The organism is Paraburkholderia phymatum (genome assembly GCF_038900715.1).
Classification (GTDB): Bacteria; Pseudomonadota; Gammaproteobacteria; order Burkholderiales; family Burkholderiaceae; genus Paraburkholderia; species Paraburkholderia phymatum_A.
Genome location: NZ_JAYMRZ010000019.1, coordinates 1 through 19,988, shown reverse-complemented (window position 1 = coordinate 19,988; position 19,988 = coordinate 1). Strand labels below are relative to the sequence as shown.

17 protein-coding genes and 1 pseudogene are annotated in these 19,988 nt (G+C 57.7%); 13 read left to right on the top strand and 5 right to left on the bottom strand.

All coding sequences use genetic code 11. The annotated features are described in order from the left end of the window. Positions 1–20 precede the first annotated feature (20 nt). Together VSR68_RS29195 and VSR68_RS29190 are read left to right on the top strand one after the other, a co-directional pair. The gene (locus VSR68_RS29195; protein ID WP_342943166.1) at positions 21–1,403 is read left to right on the top strand and encodes an aromatic acid/H+ symport family MFS transporter; all 1,383 of its coding nucleotides are present in this window, start codon (positions 21–23) and stop codon (positions 1,401–1,403) included. A gap of 2 nt (positions 1,404–1,405) precedes the next feature. After that, entirely contained in the window at positions 1,406–2,287 is an 882-nt protein-coding gene (locus VSR68_RS29190; RefSeq protein ID WP_342943165.1) for an alpha/beta hydrolase, read from the top strand. Positions 2,288–2,447: 160 nt separating this feature from the next. Here VSR68_RS29190 and VSR68_RS29185 read toward each other — a convergent pair whose 3' ends face one another. Further along, positions 2,448–4,775 (bottom strand): NADP-dependent malic enzyme, encoded by a 2,328-nt coding sequence (locus VSR68_RS29185; protein ID WP_342943164.1) that lies wholly within the window; start codon positions 4,773–4,775, stop codon positions 2,448–2,450. Between the two features lie 139 nt (positions 4,776–4,914). Between VSR68_RS29185 and VSR68_RS29180 the strand changes: the two genes are divergently transcribed. From VSR68_RS29180 to VSR68_RS29160, 5 genes are all read left to right on the top strand, one after another. Then, on the top strand, positions 4,915–5,892 hold the full coding sequence (locus VSR68_RS29180) for a LysR family transcriptional regulator (protein ID WP_342943296.1): 978 nt from the start codon (positions 4,915–4,917) through the stop codon (positions 5,890–5,892). A 378-nt stretch (positions 5,893–6,270) separates the two neighbouring features. Further along, on the top strand, positions 6,271–7,185 hold the full coding sequence (locus VSR68_RS29175; RefSeq protein WP_342943163.1) for a LysR family transcriptional regulator: 915 nt from the start codon (positions 6,271–6,273) through the stop codon (positions 7,183–7,185). Positions 7,186–7,291: 106 nt separating this feature from the next. Continuing rightward, positions 7,292–8,422, top strand: a complete 1,131-nt coding sequence (locus tag VSR68_RS29170) for a DSD1 family PLP-dependent enzyme (RefSeq protein ID WP_342943162.1) — start codon at positions 7,292–7,294, stop codon at positions 8,420–8,422. A gap of 424 nt (positions 8,423–8,846) precedes the next feature. Next, complete coding sequence (locus VSR68_RS29165; RefSeq protein ID WP_342943161.1) at positions 8,847–9,257, top strand: RidA family protein; 411 nt, start codon at positions 8,847–8,849, stop codon at positions 9,255–9,257. Positions 9,258–9,280: 23 nt separating this feature from the next. Continuing rightward, positions 9,281–10,606, top strand: a complete 1,326-nt coding sequence (locus VSR68_RS29160; protein ID WP_342943160.1) for a dicarboxylate/amino acid:cation symporter — start codon at positions 9,281–9,283, stop codon at positions 10,604–10,606. Positions 10,607–10,627: 21 nt separating this feature from the next. On the opposite strand, the pseudogene VSR68_RS29155 reads toward VSR68_RS29160, so the two are convergent. Beyond that, positions 10,628–10,738, bottom strand: a pseudogene (locus tag VSR68_RS29155) (IS6 family transposase); the annotation flags it as partial. Positions 10,739–10,819: 81 nt separating this feature from the next. Here VSR68_RS29155 and VSR68_RS29150 point away from each other — a divergent pair. The 4 genes from VSR68_RS29150 (at position 10,820) to VSR68_RS29135 (ending at position 15,016) form a co-directional block, all read left to right on the top strand. Continuing rightward, positions 10,820–12,220 (top strand): pyridoxal phosphate-dependent decarboxylase family protein, encoded by a 1,401-nt coding sequence (locus VSR68_RS29150; protein ID WP_342943159.1) that lies wholly within the window; start codon positions 10,820–10,822, stop codon positions 12,218–12,220. 157 nt (positions 12,221–12,377) lie between these two features. Further along, complete coding sequence (locus tag VSR68_RS29145) at positions 12,378–12,986, top strand: TetR/AcrR family transcriptional regulator (protein WP_342943158.1); 609 nt, start codon at positions 12,378–12,380, stop codon at positions 12,984–12,986. 315 nt (positions 12,987–13,301) lie between these two features. Beyond that, a complete protein-coding gene (locus VSR68_RS29140; protein ID WP_342943157.1) occupies positions 13,302–14,009 on the top strand; it encodes an alpha/beta hydrolase in 708 nt (235 codons plus the stop codon). 218 nt (positions 14,010–14,227) lie between these two features. Continuing rightward, positions 14,228–15,016 carry an SDR family oxidoreductase gene (locus tag VSR68_RS29135; protein ID WP_342943156.1) on the top strand — a complete coding sequence of 263 codons (789 nt, stop codon included), beginning with the start codon at positions 14,228–14,230 and terminating at the stop codon, positions 15,014–15,016. Between the two features lie 447 nt (positions 15,017–15,463). Here VSR68_RS29135 and VSR68_RS29130 read toward each other — a convergent pair whose 3' ends face one another. After that, positions 15,464–16,099, bottom strand: a complete 636-nt coding sequence (locus tag VSR68_RS29130) for a TetR/AcrR family transcriptional regulator (RefSeq protein ID WP_342943155.1) — start codon at positions 16,097–16,099, stop codon at positions 15,464–15,466. A gap of 93 nt (positions 16,100–16,192) precedes the next feature. Between VSR68_RS29130 and VSR68_RS29125 the strand changes: the two genes are divergently transcribed. Then, complete coding sequence (locus VSR68_RS29125; RefSeq protein ID WP_342943154.1) at positions 16,193–16,966, top strand: SDR family oxidoreductase; 774 nt, start codon at positions 16,193–16,195, stop codon at positions 16,964–16,966. A 145-nt stretch (positions 16,967–17,111) separates the two neighbouring features. On the opposite strand, the gene VSR68_RS29120 is transcribed toward VSR68_RS29125, so the two are convergent. After that, entirely contained in the window at positions 17,112–17,849 is a 738-nt protein-coding gene (locus VSR68_RS29120; protein ID WP_342942341.1) for an IS6 family transposase, read from the bottom strand. Between the two features lie 74 nt (positions 17,850–17,923). After that, positions 17,924–18,706 (bottom strand): IclR family transcriptional regulator, encoded by a 783-nt coding sequence (locus VSR68_RS29115; protein ID WP_342943153.1) that lies wholly within the window; start codon positions 18,704–18,706, stop codon positions 17,924–17,926. Between the two features lie 471 nt (positions 18,707–19,177). Between VSR68_RS29115 and VSR68_RS29110 the strand changes: the two genes are divergently transcribed. Beyond that, the gene (locus tag VSR68_RS29110) at positions 19,178–19,873 is read left to right on the top strand and encodes an MFS transporter (RefSeq protein WP_342943152.1); all 696 of its coding nucleotides are present in this window, start codon (positions 19,178–19,180) and stop codon (positions 19,871–19,873) included. Positions 19,874–19,988 lie beyond the last annotated feature (115 nt).

Below are 19,988 nucleotides of genomic sequence, written 5' to 3'. Positions count from 1 at the left end.
CAAACAATGGAGACATTTTCGTGGAATCCGAATCTAAAATCGACATCAAGACGTTCCTGGACGATCGCCCGTTAAGTCTCTTCCAGGTTCGCGTCGTTCTGTTGGGCTTGCTGGTGCTGATGCTGGATGGAATGGATACCACTGCCGTGGGGTTCGTTGCGCCGGCTCTTGTCGCCGACTGGAAGATCGCGCGCGTCGCACTATCGCCGGTTTTCATGAGCGGGCTTTTCGGTCTTGCTATCGGCGCTCTCACGGCTGGCCCGATTGGCGACCGGCTCGGCAGGAAGGTGGTCGTCGTCTCATCGGTTTTTCTGTTCGGCTTCTTCAGTCTCGCCTCGTCCTTCGCGAACGATCTGTGGACCCTGACGCTACTGCGGTTTCTGACGGGACTCGGTCTGGGCGCCTCCATGCCCAACACTGCAACGCTGGTCTCGGAGTACGCACCCGCAAGGCACCGCAATTTTCTGATCACGTTCGTGTATGCAGGCTTCGCGATCGGCGGCGCGATCGGCGGCGTTGCCAGCAACGTCCTCATCGAACTATCCGGTTGGCGCGCCGTTATGTTCGCTGGCGGCGTGCTGCCGCTCGCACTCGGCATCCTGATGATCTTCGCGCTGCCGGAGTCCATTCGATTTCTCGCGACACGTCATGACAAGAGGTTGGCGGTTCAACGCATCATGCAGAAGCTCGCGCCGGGTGTCCTGCGTGCCGGCACGGTCGTCCACGTATCGGACGGCATTGCGGATAACGGGAGCGGCAAGGTGGCGATCATCGTCGGGCGCGGGTATATCGTCGGAACCCTGAGTCTTTGGATAGGCGTGTTCGCGACGCTCTTTACGCTCTACCTCATCAATAGCTGGCTCCCGCTGATGATCAAGGACGCAGGCATGAGCCTGAGCGACGCCTCGTTGATCGCGACGTTTGGCCAGGCCGGCGGCGCACTGGGTTCGCTGGCAGTCGGCTGGTGCATGGACCGTTATTCGCCGCACAAGGTGCTAGGTGCAACACATGTAGCCGCCGGCCTGTGCGCGCTGTGCATCGCAGCCACCGAGCGCACGTTCATCACTACGAGTGTGCTCGTATGCGCGATGGGATATTGCATGAACAGCCTGAATGTCGGCTATGTCGCCCTGGCCGCGCGCTTTTATCCCACTTCGGTGCGCGCGACGGGTACGAGCTGGGAACAGGGTATAGGTAGGTTCGGCGCAATCAGCGGCGCGGCTATGGGCGGCGTTCTGCTTGCGACCAGCTGGAGCTTCAATGCCGTGTTTGCCGCACTTTGCGTTCCGATGGCGATCGGCACGGTCGCCATTTCCATCAAGAGCATCTTCGCGGCCGATGTCCCTTCTGCCGACATGCAGGCGTCAAGCATCGAAGATGCCGCCACTTTCGCAAGAGAATGAAGATGACCCACGAAAACATTCCATTTCGCTCTTATCGTCTGCGCGATGGACGACTAGCCTATCGTCGCAGCACCGCGGCCGGCGCGAAACAAGCCGTGCTGCTTCTGCATGGCTGGCCGCAAACGTCCTGGGCGTGGCGGCGTGTCATACCCCTGCTGAGTCAGCAGTTCGATGTCATCGCGCCCGACCTCCCCGGCTTCGGCGATTCCTCGAAACCCGAGTCCGGCTTCGACAAGAAGACCATCGCGCGCAAGGTTCATGAACTGGTCGAAGGCCTCGGTATAGAGAAGGTGGCGATAGTCGGTCACGATTTGGGCGGTCACGTCGCGTATGCGTACGCCGCCCAGTGGCCGGAAGCGGTCAGCCACTTCGTCTTTGTCGAAAGCAGTCTTCCCGCATTCGGACAGGAAGAAGCGATGGACGTATCGCGCGGCGGAAGCTGGCACTTCGGCTTCAACATGGCCGGTGACATATCGGAATCGCTCGTTGAAGGTCGCGAGTTTCTCTTCGTGAACCACTTCGTGCGCCGTGAGACCGTTGGCGTATTCGACCCCGATTCGATCAGCAACGACGACGTGGAAGTCTACGCTCGAGCCCTCGCCCGGCCGGGCGCACTGCGTTGCTCCTTCAGTTACTACAGAACCTTGCCGCTCGACCGGCAGGACAACGTCATCTGGGGCAAGACGCCACTTTCGATGCCCGCGTTGAGTATCGGCGCGCAATGGGGTTATGGTCCGGCCTCCGCTCAAACGCTTAGACGCGTCGCGGCGAATGTCTCGGAGATCGTCCTTGACGACTGTGGTCACTATGTTCCAGAAGAGCGGCCCGTCGAATTCGCCGGAGCGTTGAGCGAATTCATATCAAATGGAAACTGCGTAGCGTGAATCGAAACAAATCACCGGCTTCTGGAGGTACGTCCGGTTGAGGCGGCGCATGCCATGCCGGACTTCCTGAAGGCCGAGATGCTAGATTTACTTCCACTGCAAGGAGTTGTGTCGAGCACCACTCCTTGCATATCGACCTCATCTGCCCGACGTCCGCAGGTTAACTCACGTCAGCGTTTCGGTTCCACTCGTTGCTTTGTACCTCATCGTGATTTGCCTGCAACACCGTGAGCGCGGCCATATTGATGATTCGACGAACCGTCGAACTGGACGTCACTATGTTGATGGGTGCATTGACACCGAGCAGGAACGGCCCCACAGCGACATTACTTCCTGCCCCCGTCTTAAGCAGGTTATACGCAATATTTCCTGAATCGACGTTCGGACAGACCAGCAGATTGGCGGCGCCCTTTAGTCGCGACGTGGGTAAAACACGCTGACGCAGCGCTTCATCCAGCGCGCAATCTCCGTGCATTTCACCGTCGATCTCGATGTCGGGTGCCTTTTGGCTGACGAGTGCGAGTACTTTGCGCATTTTCTCGCCCGACGCAGAACTGCCCGAGCCAAAGTTCGAACGCGATAACAACGCAACTTTTGGCGACAGATTCAACCATGCCATTTGCGCTGCGGCCGCAATCGTGAACTCTGCAATCTGTTCAGCAGTGGGGTTGTCGTTGACGTGTGTGTCGACGAGTGCCAGCGTGCGCTTGTCGAGCAGCAGGATATTCATGGCCGCATAAGTTTGTGCGTCGTGTTTCCTGCCGATCACTTCGTCGATGAAGCGAAGATGCTTGTGATAAGCACCGACAGTACCGCAGATCATCCCGTCCGCGTCGCCCAGTCGTACCATCATGGCGCCGATCAGCGTCAGGCGGCGGCGCATTTCAACACGCGCCATTTCCTTCGTAATCCCATCGCGGCACCGCAGTTCCCAATACGTCGTCCAGTATTGGTGAAAGCGTTCGTCGTTTTCTGGATTCGTGACCTCGACGTTCTCGCCCAGCTTCAGCCGCAGCCCAAATTTCTCTATTCTCGATAGCAACACTTCGGGCCGGCCGACAAGAATCGGCCGCGCCAGCTTCTCGTCGACGATCACCTGAACCGCCCTCAGAACACGCTCCTCCTCGCCCTCCGTGAAGACGATGCGCGAGTTTCCACCCTCGCGCACGAATTGCTTAGCGGCGGCGAACAACGGTTTCATAAACGCGCCGGAGTGATAGACGAACTGCTGAAGCTGATCCGCGTAAGCATCGAAATCGGCAATCGGGCGCGTAGCCACGCCATCCTCCATCGCGGCCTTTGCGACGGCGGGTGCGATGCGAACGATAAGCCGGGAATCGAACGGCTTTGGAATCAGATATTGCGGCCCGAAGGAAAGATCGTACGCACCATATGCGGCGGCGACGGAGTCGTTCAGTTCCTCTTGCGCGAGACCGGCGATCGCGTGAACGGCGGCCACTTCCATGTTCCGCGTGATGGTGGTCGCGCCAACGTCCAGCGCACCGCGGAACACATATGGAAAGCACAGCACATTGTTGACCTGATTCGGATAGTCCGAACGGCCCGTCGCGATGACCACGTCGTCACGGGCCTCCCGCGCTTTCTCCGGAAAGATCTCCGGAGTCGGATTGGCGAGCGCGAGAATCAGTGGACGCGGCCCCATCTGCTTCACCATTTCCGCCGTCAGCACGCCACCCACCGAAAGCCCAAGGAACACGTCGGCACCTTCGATGACATCGGACAGCACCCGCGCCGAAGTGACCTGTGCAAAGCGCGCCTTGTCGGGGTCCATCGCTGCCGTGCGTCCTTGATAGACCACACCTTCGATGTCGGTCGCCCAGACGTTTTCGCGCGGCAGTCCGAGATCGACCATCAGTTCGAGACACGCGAGCGCCGCGGCACCCGCGCCTGAAGTGACGACCTTCACCTTCGAGATGTCCTTGCCCACCACTTTTAGACCGTTGAGAAACGCGGCGGACACGGTGATCGCAGTACCGTGCTGGTCGTCATGGAAAACTGGGATCTTCATCCGGTCGCGTAGCTTTTGCTCGACGATAAAGCAATCGGGCGCCTTGATGTCCTCCAGATTGATCCCGCCAAATGTCGCCTCGAGGCTCGCGATGATATCCACGAGCTTGTTGGGATCGGTCTCCGTAATTTCGATGTCGAAGACGTCAATGCCCGCGAACTTCTTGAACAGAACAGCCTTGCCTTCCATCACCGGCTTGGACGCAAGCGCACCGATATTGCCGAGACCCAGCACCGCCGAGCCGTTCGTGATCACGCCGACCAGGTTTCCTCGGCTTGTGTAACGGAACGCCTTGCGCGGGTCCGCCACGATTTCCTCGCATGCGACCGCCACGCCGGGCGTATAGGCGAGTGCGAGATCGCGCTGCGTGACGAGCGGTTTGCTTGCGCTCACGGATATCTTCCCCGGCGTAGGAAACTCGTGATACTGCAGGGCTGCCTCGCGTTCGGTCCTGTCCATATGTGCCGTGCTCCTATGTGTACGCCGGGCTCATCCCGGCTGATCATCATTGGACACATTCTAGGAACGAGGCATTCGGGGTTTATTTTGTTTTATTATCGGGGCATCACCTTTTTGTTATGTCTGGATTCCCACTATGGTGTCATTCACCACAGAGGAAGTGATAAGGCGCCTCAGCGCACGCCTGAAAATGCGCCATCTCATGTTGTTGCTGCAGATACGGCAACATGGTTCTCTTACACGCGTAGCCGAACACATGGCGAGCAGTCAGCCGGCCATCACGAATGCCCTCGCTGAACTGGAAGACATGTTCGGGGGCTCGTTGTTCGAGCGTTCCTCGCGCGGCATGATTCCGACAGCGCTCGGCACAACCGTCCTCTCGCGCGCTGAGTCGATGCTGCACGATCTCGACCACCTCGCATCCGATGTCGGTGCGCTGATCTCCGGTCACGCGACGCGGTTTCACATTGGCGTGATTTCCTTCATTTCAGGAAAGATTCTGGCGTCGGCAATCCGTCATACGCAGTCGCAGATTTCGCATCGGCTCACTTTTTCCATACACGAAGGCACGAGCGAAGCGCTAATGTCTCAGTTGCGCGACCATACTCTCGACATTGTGATCGGACGGGCATCGTCGAGCGTCGACCTCGACAATCTGCATTTCGATGTACTTCATCAGCAAAAACCCCGTCTGATTGCTTGCCGACGCCTCGCCGCCAGACTCTCACGCAGCGGAATGAACTGGCGAAAACTCGCCGAACTCGACTGGATTCTCGGCGCATCGCAAACCCCGATGCGCGACCAGATATCCGATCTGTTCCTGCACGCCGGCGTTACACCGCCCTTTCCTGTTGTCGAAAGCCTTTCGCCGCGGCTGATCGGCGAGACGGTCGCGTTGAACGAGAACGCCGTCTCCATTATGCCGGCAGACGTTGCTGAAGAACTCGTACGAATCGCGGGCGTGGCGATTGTCCCCTATGCGTTCGACTGGACATTGCCACCCGTTACGCTGTTCACCCGCCCGGGCATTCCGCGCGAGATAGACAGGATTTTCGCCGCATCATTGCGTGCGCAATATCAGACCAAGGTAGTGAACGAACCAGCGTCGCTCGGGTAGCGTTGGTCGCGAGGCCCTGCTTGAGAAACGTGACCAGTTTCTATGGCGCCCGCATGATCGTATGCTTGCGCCCACCGCATGAAATTCGGCAAGCTATGCGAGTACGCTGCGGGGGCTGGGCGCCGAAGGACGACTTACCGCCCCATGCCGGCTATGCGGTCGTCGTTCGCAACGGCATTCCCATCAAACAATATCAACTATTTGGGTAACGTCCACTTGCCACCTATCTGGAACGCGTGCGCCACCGCCGTCATCCTGCTAGCACCGCTGACAAACGGCACCACAGGCAAGTACTCGGCGTGGCCGAGCTTCTCACGACAGGTTGCTAGAATGCTTCTTGATCAAATCGCGTATCGCGCTGCCACTAAGGAGCATTAAATGCTGGATCTGGACGACCTGCGTCTCATACGTGCCGTGGGCGTCTCTCGCTCACTGGCCTCAGCGGCGCAGTTGCTGAACCTCACCCCCCCTGCGGTCACGATTCGTTTGCAGCGGATGGAGGAACGACTACGTATCCGGCTCGCCGTGCGGAAGGCCAAGGGCATTTCACTCACTGAGGAAGGACAGCGCCTACACCAGGAGGCCGTTGAAATTCTTGAACGAGTCGAAGCGTTGCCGGTACATATCTCCGGAGAGCACGGCGAGGTAACGGGCTCTCTGCGCGTCGTCGCTCCGTTCGGATTCGGGCGAACCTATGTCTCGCAGATCGTACGCAAACTCCACCAGTCGCATCCCCGGCTTGAAGTGTCGCTCCACCTGTCAGAAAGTCCATTGGCCAACGCCGCCAGTGCGGACGTGGTGATACATATTGGCGAACTCAAGTCCTCATCCTGGGTTGGCTATCCGCTCGCACCCAATGATCGGCTTCTGTGTGCAAGCCCCGCATACGCGAAGAGCATCAAGGGACTGAATCAACCAGCAGACCTCGTCAACTATCACTGTATTTGCTTGCGGGAAAACGATGAAGACCTGCCCCGCTGGCGCTTTTCCCTGAAGAGCGACCCAAAGCGGACCACAGTCCTACGCGTGTCCGGCAGGTTGTCCGCAAACGACGGGACAGTGATTACCGATTGGGCATTGGCCGGGCTCGGCATTGTCGAGCGTTCCGAGTGGGATGTCGCCCGCTTACTCGCGACCGGAAAACTCGTCCGGTTGCTGCCGGACTGGAACCTACCCCCTGCTCCGGTGACAGCGCTGCTGCCCTCACGAACAGGGATGTCCATCAGACAGCGTATCTTTCTGGAGACCGCGAGGGCCTCCCTTAACCCGGTTCCATGGAGACGCCGCGGATAATTCCCATGGATTTAACTGTGCTTAATTCCGGATTATACGTTCGTTAAACACCGGAGAAACGACTGCGCATATAGTTGTCACACAGGCCCCACTATGAGACAGCAACGTGAGCATTGACACCCTGAACACTCCCGCAGCCCTGATTGATGTGGCACGCATGCGCCACAACATTGACCGCATGCAATCGCAACTCGACAAGCTCGGAGTCAGATTTCGCCCCCACGTCAAAACGACAAAGTGCAAGCAGGTCGTAGACGCACAAGTCGCAGCCGGTGCCTGCGGTATCACGGTTTCGACGCTCAAGGAAGCCGAGCAGTTTTTTGCGAACGGCGTTCGCGACATCGTCTACGCGGTCGGCATCGTGCCGACGAAACTCCCGCAAGCGCTTGCGCTGCGCCAGCAAGGCTGTGACCTCAAGATTGTCGTCGATAGCCTTCAGGCAGCTCGCGCGGTTGCCGATTTTGGGCGCGAACATGATGAGCGCTTCGAAGTCTGGGTGGAAATTGATGTCGACGGACATCGGTCAGGCATACAGCCCGATGATGATCTGCTCGTCGAGGTGGGCCGGACGCTGGTCGAGGGCGGCATGACTCTCGGTGGGGTCCTCGCACACGCTGGCTCAAGCTACGAGTACAACACCCGTGCCGCACTCGTGCAGATTGCTGAGCAAGAGCGCAGCCGAGCAGTGCGCGCGGCAAAACGCCTTCGTGCCGCAGGCCTACCCTGCCCCGTCGTCAGTATCGGCTCTACGCCGACCGCACTCTCCGCGGAGCATCTTGAGGGTGTCACTGAGGTTCGTGCTGGCGTTTACGTGATGTTCGACCTCGTCATGCACAACGTCGGCGTTTGTGATCTCGAGAATATCGCACTTTCTGTGTTGACGACTGTCATAGGCCACCAGGCGGACAAGGGCTGGGCCATCGTCGATGCAGGCTGGATGGCACTGAGCCGGGACCGCGGCACGCAAAAACAGGCCCACGATTTCGGCTACGGGCAGGTTTGCACTGAGGATGGGCGAGTGCTCGGCGACTATCTCGTCAGCGGAGCAAACCAGGAGCACGGCATCGTTGCCCGTGTCTCCAGCCCCGACACCAATATCACGGAGACGTTGCCGATTGGCACACGGCTGCGCATCTTGCCTAACCATGCCTGCGCCACCGGCGCGCAGCATCCGGAATATCAGGCGGTGAATACTGACGGTTCGACCGAAGCCTGGCCGCGTTTCTACGGCTGGTAAACAATCGAACAAGTATCGGATGCCCTCGTTGTCGGCATTCGATACTACTTCGCGTCGTTACAGGCGGTCGCCCAAGAAACACCCAATTATTGCGCCACCCGTTTCCCTGGATTCGCGCAATTCGAGACATCTTTCCTCCTTGAGCGTCTGCATCAATGCTTTTCTCTGGTCCGTTTTTAGAGCCTGCGCCGTCGTCACCACGCTGACCGCGAATCGAGTCCACAGCCGATGGCTCAATTGACTCCACCGCCGCGTCGTTCTTTGACAGCGAGAACTGCTATGTCGAAATGCTAACGAACAGCATTGCATCAACGTTCAAGCACAGTGCCGCGAAATAGTGCCCTCCCGAGTCCAGACATCCGTCTGGTACCTGCAAACAGCGAGTACCTGGTTTCGTCTGGCTCGCTTCATACAGGATTACGAAATGTCCACTGAATCTCAGACTCCGACGATTACTTGTTCGAACGCGCCTGACATGTCGCCTCCCGCTGGTCACTACTCGCACGTTTGCGTCGCAAACGGCTTCGTCTTCGTCTCCGGACAATTGCCCATTAATGCGACAGGAAAGCCCTTGAGCGACGAGCCTTTTGAAGCGCAAGTAGACCAGGTCCTCCGCAATGTGGACGCTTGCCTAAACGCGGCTGGTACTACTCGCGATCGGTTGGTTCAGGTCCGGGTGTTCGTTTCGGACATTGAACATTGGCCGGCTTTCAACAATCTCTACGCGGAATGGATCGGCACCCATAGGCCAGCACGAGCCGTTGCACAATCGAATGCCCTCCATTACGGCGCCGCAGTCGAAGTGGAAGGTGTCGCCTTGGCCACTCCGGCCTGAAAACCGAGAGAGGAGACGCCATCATGAAAAGACTAAAACTCGCCCATTGGATTATGTTCGGTATGGTACTGGGTGTCCTTGTCGGATACGCCTGCAACCGGTATGCGGGAAACGAAGCAACCGCAAAAAACATCGCCGCCGACTTTAGCGTGGTGACGGGCATCTTTCTTCGACTGGTCAAAATGATTATCGCCCCACTAGTCTTCGCTACGCTCGTCTCTGGCATTTCGAGCATGGATGGCGGCAAGTCAATTGGTCGCATCGGCGCGAAAACGATCGGATGGTTCGTGGTCGCGTCGCTGTTTTCTCTCATCATTGGCCTACTGTTCGTCAACATCGCGCAACCGGGCGCACATCTAAATCTGCCGTTACCTGCGGCGGATGCTTCGGCCCACCTGCAAACGAACGCGCTGAACTTCAAGGACTTTCTGACCCACATGTTCCCAAGCAGCGTTATCGAAGCAATGGCAAGCAACCAGATTATGCAGATCCTGGTATTCTCGCTGTTCTTCGGCATGGCACTTGGCAAAGTTCCCGGCCTTCCCGGTGAGTTCCTGAAGCGCTCGATTGACGGTCTCATGGACGTCATGCTTCGCGCGACGAATGCTGTCATGCTGTTCGCACCCGTCGGCGTTTTCGCCGCAATCGCGGGTGCGGTTACCTCACAAGGCCTGGGAATCATCTTAACGTACGGCAAGCTCATCGGATGGTTCTACATTGCCCTATTCACTCTGTGGGGCGCGCTATATTTCGCGGGCCGCGCAGCCCTTGGGTGCCGCATGGGTCAACTGTTCAAGAGCATCCGCGAACCGATGATCATTGCCTTCTCCACTGCAAGCAGCGAAGCCGCCTATCCGAAGCTGACCGAAGTTCTGCAGGAATTTGGCGTCCGCAAGCGTCTCGTCGGCTTCGTTCTGCCGCTCGGCTATTCGTTCAACCTGGACGGCTCCATGGTCTACCAGGCGTTCGCGGCCATCTTCATTGCGCAGGCGTTTGGCGTACATATGCCCATCGGCATCCAGATAACGATGCTTCTCATCCTCATGGTGAGCAGCAAGGGCATGGCTGCCGTACCACGCGGCTCGCTGGTGGTCGTGGCCGCAATTCTCCCGATGTTCCACTTGCCAGAAGCTGGACTACTGCTCGTTATGGGCATCGACCAGATTCTGGATATGGGGCGCACGGCGACCAACGTGCTGGGCAACAGTATCGCCACGGCCGTCGTTGCAAAATGGGAAGGCGAACTTGCTCCCGCTGGCACCCCCGACAACGAAGAGGCCGCCATCGGCGCCAGCCCCACTGAGCAGACGCCGCCGTCCACCGGATACAGTGCCGTGCGCTCATCCTGACCCCAGACGCCAACTTCCCACATCTAAAACCAGACGCACTGCCACACCGTGCTGGTCAATCGCCTTCTCGAAGTAGCGGCGCGCGGCGGCCTTTTCACGATCGGCGCGCAGCAGGAAATCGACTGTGCTGCCCTGCATGTGGCTTATTGCGCCACAGCCGTCGATTGTCATATATGAGTATCTGCATTTAACGAAACCACCGGGACGAACCATATGAAACTCGACGAAAGTGTAAAAGCAGCCGGACTGACGCCGACCGCTGAACTACTGCAGGACGCCGTGCAACGTGCGCTGGCTTATGTTCAGTCTGTGCATGACAGGCCTGTGAACATTTCTACCCAGGCATTGCAAGGCCTGAATGAATTCCGGCACTCGCTGCCACACGCCGGGCTGGATGCACATGAAGTCTTGCGCCGCCTCGACGAGGCTGGGTCACCAGCTACCGTCCCGACAACGGGCGGACGGTACTTCGGTTTGGTGATCGGCGGCGCGATGCCCGCAACCATCGCTGCGAACTGGCTCGCGACTGCCTGGGATCAAAACGCGTGTTTTCGGTGGACTTCGCCGATCGCGGCAACGCTCGAGGAAGTTGCCCTACGCTGGATCGGCGATCTGTTTGGCCTGCCGGACGACATTGGAGGAGCCTTCGTTACAGGTGCCTCGATGGCGAACTTTGCGGCGCTGGCAGCAGCGCGCCACGCTCTGCTATCCCGCCTGGGCTGGGACGTGGAGGTGAAGGGACTCTACGGCGCTCCGGAACTCCGTGTAGTTGTCAGTGAAGAGGCGCACGTTACCGTTTCCAAGGCGTTGTCGATGTTAGGGCTCGGACGCGAGCGAGTCATCGTAGTGCCAACAGATCAACAGGGCCGGATGCGAGTCAGCGAGCTTCCGGAACTCGATGAGCAAACGATCGTGTGCATCCAGGCAGGCAACGTGAATACCGGCGATTTCGATCCGGCGCGCGAGATATGCCGACTTGCGAGGAAAGCCGGGGCGTGGGTCCATGTTGATGGTGCATTCGGTCTATGGGCGCTTGCAAACCGTGATTTCGACACCCTGACGGATGGCGTGGCCGAAGCCGACTCTTGGGCGACGGATGGGCATAAATGGCTCAACGTACCGTATGACAATGGCATCGTTCTGGTGCGCAGATCTGCCACTCTGCGTGCGGCAATGTCGTTGAATGCCGCGTACCTGGCAGAGGGCGACGCGACTGACCGGGAACCGTCGCACTATACTCCGGAATCCTCAAGACGAGCGCGTGGTGTGGATATCTGGGCCGCACTTCTTAACCTGGGCAGGGACGGCGTTGCGGGGCTAGTCGAACGCACTTGCCGCTATGCCAGAATTTTCGCCCAAGGTCTCGAGACCAGCGGCTTTGAAGTCCTGAATCATGTCGCACTCAACCAGGTGCTCGTCTCATTTGGTACCCCGGAGATGACGCGTGCGGTGATTAGCCGTCTTCAGGCCGATGGGATTTGCTGGTGTGGCGGCACAGTATGGCAGGGCCGCGTCGCCATGCGAATCAGCGTCTCCAGTTGGGCCACCACTGACGCCGATGTGCAGACGAGCCTGCGGGCAATGATTCGTGCCGCGGAGGCATGTGCGCCGTGACGCGTTCTACGGATAAGTGGGCTTTTTCATGACCAGCGGCATTACCGCGTGGGACGGGGAACCACTGTAGAGCCTCGTTCGTGCTCGTGCAGATGAGCTTTGCAAATCTTCATTGACTTTTCTGGACTGCGCGGTTTATAAATCGACAATGCCTAACATGAACACCATCGCCGACCGGCAGCGAGGACGTCCCCGCGAGTTCGACCTCGACCACACTATCGAGCGTGCAATGCAGGTCTTCTGGACGCGGGGCTATCAAGCCACGTCTCTGCCGGACCTTATGCAAGCGACCGGGCTCTCCCGAGGGAGTCTGTACGCAGCCTTTGGCGACAAACACGGCCTTTTCTTGCTCGCCCTCGATCACTACATCGTTCAGGCGCTCAGGCGCCTCGACGATGAGCTTGCCTCAGGGCAGAAAGCCCTGGCGGGGCTAAAGGCGTGTATGGACGGCTATGTCGCGCGTACCAATGGTGCTGCCGGCAAGCGCGGCTGCCTGGTTGTGGCAACAGCTATGGAATTGGCGGCGCATGATCAGGAGGTTTCGAACCGGATCGCTTATTTTTTTAAGGCAATGGAGGTCCGGTTGGTCAAAGCCTTGAAGCGCGCCCAGAAAGAGGGCGATCTGGTCAGGAAGGTGAACCCTGCGGCGGCGGCTCACGTGCTCGTTTGCTTTCTCGAAGGACTCCGTGTCGTTCGCAAGACGGGAATCGAACCTGACAGGGCAAAGGATGCCGTGCAGACACTCATTAGCAGCCTGGCAGCTTGACTGCTGCTGACGTTGGGGTGCGACGCGTTTCCGCGCATCTATTTCTGGACTGATTGGTTTATTTATCAATGGAAGCTCGATGGCTCGAATTGCCCCCTACGCCTTGCTTCAATCATTTTTCGCGATTGGCGCTGGCGTCGCCTTGAGGCATGAATCCATTACTCCTACGCTGATTTTAGGCGCCATTATCTGCGTTTTGGGAGTCGCGCTCAGCCAGTGGCCGATCTCCACCCGGCTCCGCACTGGAGACGGGCGCAGTGAATCGCTCGCGACGGCGCCACACATTGTTACCGCAAACTGAAGGAACAAATAGTCATGGCGAAATTCGTTCTAGTTCATGGTGCTTTTCAGGGCGGCTGGGTGTACGCAAGAGTCGCCCGCAAGCTTCGAGAGGCGGGACATGATGTCTACACTCCCACGCTGACCGGCCTCGGAGAACGCTCCCACCTGGCTGACCGGGCGATCAACCTGGACACGCACATTCAGGACGTTGTCAACGTCTTCAAGTACGAGGACATCACCGACGCAATCTTGTGCGGTCACTCGTATGGCGGCCTGGTCATAACTGGCGTAGCGCATGAAATCGGGGAGCGCATCCGCACGCTTTTCTATCTCGACGCCTATGCGCCAGCCGATAGGCAGTCACTTGTCGATATTACTGGCGCCGAGACCGCGCTGGCTTTCCTTGCGCAGGCGGGCCAATCCGACGGAATGATTCCGCCTATTCCAGCAGCCTTGTTTAATGTGAATGAAGCAGACGCCGCCTGGGTCGACAGGATGTCGGGGCCGCAGCCGCTGGCCACGTTCGTTCAAGGCGTTCGGGCAGGAGTGGATTCGGCACCCGTTGCTAAGCGCACCTATGTATTCGCGAGCGATAACGGAGGAGATTGGTTTGTCGAGACGTATGCCCGATTGAAGAACGCCCCCCGATGGAAGGTCCACGATATTCCGTGTGGACACTCCATCATGCTGGATCGTCCAGAGGACCTGGCTGCGCTACTTCTGGCAGAAGCGACGCACTGAGGTCTCTGTTCAGATTGCCTCCCTCTTGTAGCGGGAGAACGGCATAAAGCAGCGATGGCGTCGAAAAACCATTTGCGCAGCTCCGGGGGAAAACGACTGAATGCACGAAAGTCAAAGATTCCCCCTGCCGGCGCGTCGAACATCTCGCTGGCGCCCTGAACCGAGTGGCTGCGTAGTAGGGCCCAACGCCTTAAGGACGGCTCTATCGCCGGCTAAATATGAACCTGACACCCGCATCAATCAGTCAGCTTTCCGGATCGCCACACACGGAAGAGTCAACCCGCTATATGTTGCTTACCGGTGCCAGTCGCGGCATCGGACATGCGACCGTAAAACTGTTCCAGAAGCACAGCTGGAAGGTTTTCACTGTTTCGCGGCAGCCCTTCTCCGAAGACTGCAAGTGGCCGGCCGCGCGGGACTCGCATATCCAGGCAGACCTTGCCGATCTGCATTCCGTCGAGGAGATTGCCAAAGAGGTGCGGCGGCGACTTCCGCACGGCAAACTGCACGCGCTCGTTAACAATGCAGGAATCTCACCGAAAGGCAAGAACCGAACGCGACTTGGCGTCCTCAAGAGCGACATCCACACGTGGTCGACCGTCCTCAACGTTAATCTCATCTCCAACGCCTTGCTCGCCAAGGCTCTTTTTCCTGAACTTGCACGTGCTAAGGGCGCAATTGTCAACGTCACCTCTATTGCCGGTTTCAAGGTTCATCCATTTGCAGGTACCGCTTATGCGGCGTCCAAAGCAGCACTTTTCGCCCTGACGCGGGAGATGGCTCACGAATTTGGGCCGGACGGCATACGTGTCAATGCGATTGCTCCCGGCGAGATTGATACCTCAATTCTGTCACCAGGTACCGAAGAGATAGTCAACAATGAGATTCCGCTTCATCGTCTGGGCGACCCTCGTGAGGTGGCCGAGACGATCCACTTCCTTTGTGGGGCTGCTTCGTCGTACATCACCGGCACCGAGATTCACATCAACGGAGGTCAGCACGTCTGATTTTCCGGACAACTGTACCGTCGCCTTTACACAATCGGACAAGAGCATGTGCATGCTGTGGCGTGCGCTGACGTGACCAGAGGGAGGTAATCGGTGGCGGCCGAAACAGGCAAACGCCTAACCTCGCGTCAAAACAGCGAGCTGGTTAGCGGGCGTGGCAAATGTCATCGCCCGCATGCACATGCATAAGAACCCCACCCATGCGTTCAAATGAGTAAACGACGCGTCCTCGAGATTTTGCAGGGTCGGCCCATAGGCCACATAACATCGAGTTCAATAGTGCAGTCGCTTCAGAACCTTCACAATTCCAAGCGAGAGTGCCGTTCTCGACGTAGGTGCCTCCTTCATCATGGGGTCAGCGCCGTTTCACCGGACGCGCATTCTAGCGCCCCCGCGCTAATGCGACACGACCGGTACAGGTGTCGTGCTTGCTGAAAACCAATGCACTCACAGAACCGGGTCCTGGCGATGAGCTTGAGGTGAAGGCCATGCCGACAGCGCAATATCAGCCAGCCGCTTCAATATTGCCCTGCAAGCCCCGTCACAGGCTTGCGCCGACATGCCTTGCACAACCGCCCCGTAAAAGCGGGCGAGAGCTTCGGTGTCGGTCTCAGTGGCAAGCTCACCCTCGGCGACGGCACGGTCGAAGCGTGCCTTGACGGCCTGGAACCAAACATCCCGCCGCTCGGCGACCGTCTGGGCGATGGACTCGCTCTTTTCGGCATGTTGAAGAACAGCATTCGAAATCATGCAGCCGCGTGGCCTTCCCGGGTCGGTAAATCGTGCCGCGGCGTCGTGCAAGTAGAACGCTATCGCATCGTAGGCCGGCATCTTTCCTTGCAGCGCTTCCAGCCACTGCTTGTTCTCACGCTCGCTGATATGGTCGACCGCCTGTCTGTAAAGCTCCTCCTTCGAGCCGAACGTTGCGTAGAGGGACGGCGGCGGAATACCCATGGCCTGGGTCAGGTCGGCTATCGAGGTTCCCTCATATCCATGCTCCCAGAATAGCCGCGCGGCGACATCAAGCCCCACATCGCGCTCCAGCAACCTCGGTCTGCCACGTTTTCGGGTGGGTTGGCTCATTTTGTATCGATTACTATAAAAAACATTGACAGCGTATTTACAGGATTATTAATATAACGATCACTATTCAATTCAGTCAAAAAGGAGTGGTTGATGTCTGGAAAACTTTCAAGCAAGGCGGCCATCATAACGGGAAGCTCGCGTGGTATAGGCCGTGCTGTGGCACTGGCTTTTGCGAGAGAAGGAGCCGCACTCATCGGCGTCCACTACGGCAGCAACGCGGATGCTGCTCACGCCACCGTCCGCGAGATCGAGGCCCTCGGATCAAAAGCCGTCGCCATCAAAGCGGACTTGAGTCGCGGGAAGGAAGCAACGGACAGTATCTGGGAGCAGTTCAAGGCAGCCGCGATTGCTGCCACGGGCGAGCCTCGGCTTGACATTCTAGTCAACAACGCTGGCGTGGCACCGGCGATTCCCTTGTCTCAGACCAGTGAGGCCGCCTTCGATGAGATCCTGACGGTCAACTTTAAGGCGCCGTTCTTTCTGATCCAGGCTGTTTCCGATCACATCCGCGACAATGGACGAATTATCAACGTGTCGACGGGCTTTACGCGTGTCGCCGCTCCGACGCATCCCGCGTACGCCGCATCGAAAGGTGCCATTGAGACCCTCACGTTGGCGCTTGCCCCTGAGTTCGGCCGTCGCGGCATCACGGTTAATACGGTCATGCCAGGTGTGACGGACACTGACATGAATGCGGCGTGGTTAACCGTACCAGAGGCGCGTGCCGGCGCGGAGGCCATGTCGGTATTCTCGCGCGTGGGTCGACCTGACGACGTGGCTGACGTCATCACCTTCCTGGCCTCGAGTGAGGCACGCTGGACTACGGGACAGGTGATCGACGCGACGGGCGGCGCCCGCCTCTGACCATTGCGCCCTCTAAATATCAAAGGTTACGCCAGCGTATAAAGGGTGGCGGACGTATCCGTTATGAACCGCTCTCGAGAGTGATTCATCGGGCTTTGTCACGTTGCCGATCACCGGACGAATCGTGTGCAGGCGAAACAATCGCTCAGAAAACAGCAGACGGATTTTGGGTGAGACCGGTGAAAAGCCGCCAGGCTTCGAACCGGGTCGCTAGCTGCTTTCGATAAAGCGAAGCGCGCAGCAGATGACGCTTAAGCGCGAAGTGTTGCCGGATCGGACCGAAACACGACAGGAACGCCTGCGTGCGTCCAGGCAGGCAGAAACCACGCATACGTCGCTCGCGTTCACGCGTGGGTTGATGGCTGTTTTCTGCACGGTTGTTGACGCGGGCAGCGGCCTTGACGAACACATGCTTCACGTTCGCCAGTTCCGGGATTTCGGCCTTTGCTGCGGGGTAACTGCGCAACTGGTCAGTGACGATCTTCTTCGGCACCTCGGGACAGGCCGCCAGTACACGTTTGAAGAAACGTTTCGCGGCGGCCTTGTCGCGCCGCTTCTGTAGCAGGATGTCGAGCTCGATGCCGTGCTGGTCGACGGCACGCCACAGCACATAAGGTTCACCGCGCAATGACACGAACACCTCATCGAGATGCCAAGTGCTGCCCAGCTGGCGACGGGCAGCCTTCGCACGATGCGCGAAACCAGCCCCAAACTTGTCTATCCATCGCCGGATCGATTCATGGCTGACGACCACGCCACGCTCGAACAGCAGCTCCTCGATATCGCGCAGACTGAGCTGGAACCTGAAATACCAGCGTACCGCGCAACTGATGACCGTCGCGGGGAAGCGATGGCCGTGGTAGAGCGATTTCGTCTTTTTCATCACGATATGTTACGCGACCAGCTCAGCAACGTGACAATGCCGTGCGGAGGAATGTACCGGCCGCGGACTCGCGACTAAGTCTCCCGCTGGTCGACTGTACTCGGAGGATGCGCGGCCAAGTTACTCAAGCGCTCCGCTAGTTCCTTCGTTCTAGCTTTTAACAGGGTAGCCAGGCCGCCCTCGTTAAGGATTGACAGTCTATCTCGTGAAAGTACAAGCGATATCACGCCGAGCGGGCCTATCGTTGGCAGATAAATCGGCGCAGCGATTCCCAAGGTACCGCTATCAAGCTCTCCGATTGAAATATAAAAGCCTACCTGGCGAATTTTCGCAAAATGGGCTTTGACAGTGGGCCAGTCATGACCAATAGCGTCCAGGTCCGGATTGGCCTGGTTGCGCTCATAGATTCTCTTCAACCTTGCCGATGGAAGAAATGCGAGCATGACCTTGCCAGCCGCACCGCGAAACAACGGGATCGTTCTCCCCCGCCCGATAACTGTTGGAGGCTGTTCTGCGTGCCCCGGCTCGTGATGGATATGGATAATCTCATCGTTGTACATACGGCACAGGATCGAATCACACGCAGTCTCCGTCGATAAGCCGGTCATTACCGCTCGCGCTTCGCGCAATACAGGATCTGACTCCCGAATCTTGTAATCAAGCATGATTATCCGCGCGCCAAGTGTGTATCGCCCGGAATAATTCGCAAGAAATCCAGCCGCAGTCAATTCTCGCATATACCGAAATGCAGTGGGGCGCGAAACGCCCAAACGCTCAGAAACCTCTTCGGCAGTCAACAAAGTAACCTGATCGGAATAGAGATCAAGTACATCTATCATACGGCCGAATTTACTCATAAAGATATTGGGTTTGATTATTGTGCGCCTGGGTGTACCAGCGATCCTCCCGACGGGTCGGTAACCGCACCGGAATTAATCGCGCCATTTTAACAGGTTCCTTTCCCGGCAAGCCCGGACACGGACCAAGGAGCGCTGCACCACCACATGATCCAGCCAGGTCACGCGGACGTCAATAAAAAGATCAATTTTTGATACTACGAGTGCAACGCGGGCGTCCGCGATTGTGGGCTCCATGCCCGATCCAAATCCTGACGCACTATAGAAGCGGATCCATTTCGCCAAAAAGCGCGGGATACCACGCGATTGCCGGTCGTTCTCCACTGGCGGAGGCTTGAAGGGCAATGGGTCGTGGATGAGGGTTCTTACGTATACGTTTAATAGTATCTATATTTGATACTTACGACGCCGCCTAGCGCCGCGCCGCAGGATGGCTTTGCCCCATCCACCGGGCCCCTTAAGGAGACAACGTTGAATACCCCTATGAAGCGTGGCACCCCACACGAGCGCCCGACGCCCCTGCTGAGGCTGGTGACGCAGCGAATCATCCCCTTCCTGCTGCTCTGCTGGCTAATGGCGTTCATCGACCGGGTGAATATCGGCTTCGCGCAGCTGCAAATAAAACAGGATCTTGGATTTGGAGATGCAGTCTACGGGCTTGGTGCTGGCATATTTTTTATTGGTTATGTGCTTTTTGAAGTTCCAAGCAACATCTACCTCGAAAGAATCGGCGCCCGCAAGACGTTTTCGAGAATAATGATCTGCTGGGGAGCAACGTCGGCGTTGACTATGCTAATCAGAACGCCCGAGCATTTTTACATCATGCGCTTCTTGCTCGGCGCTTTTGAAGCGGGCTTCTTCCCCGGACTTGTTTATTATCTTTCGCGTTGGTTCCCGGAAACTTATCGGGCGCGCGTCATTTCATGGTTTTATGTTACCGCGGCATTTTCCGGCATCATTGGCGGGCTAATGTCCGGAGCTATCATTCATTTCCTCAACGACCTGCACGGTTTGCGCGGGTGGCAGTGGATGTTCATGATAGAGGGCATTCCATGCATTATTCTCGGCATTATTTCGATATTTTACCTCGACGACTCGGCAGATAATGCAAAGTGGCTGACTGCTGAGCAAAAAGTTGAGCTCAAGGCACTATTAAGTCGGCCCTGAACAATTCGCTTAGTCGGCCACTCAACTCATGCTGTTGGCACGGCGGCGACGATATGGTTTAGCAAGGCGATGAGGACGAGGGCGTAAAAAAGCTTCAGCTTCCTGAGGATCATCC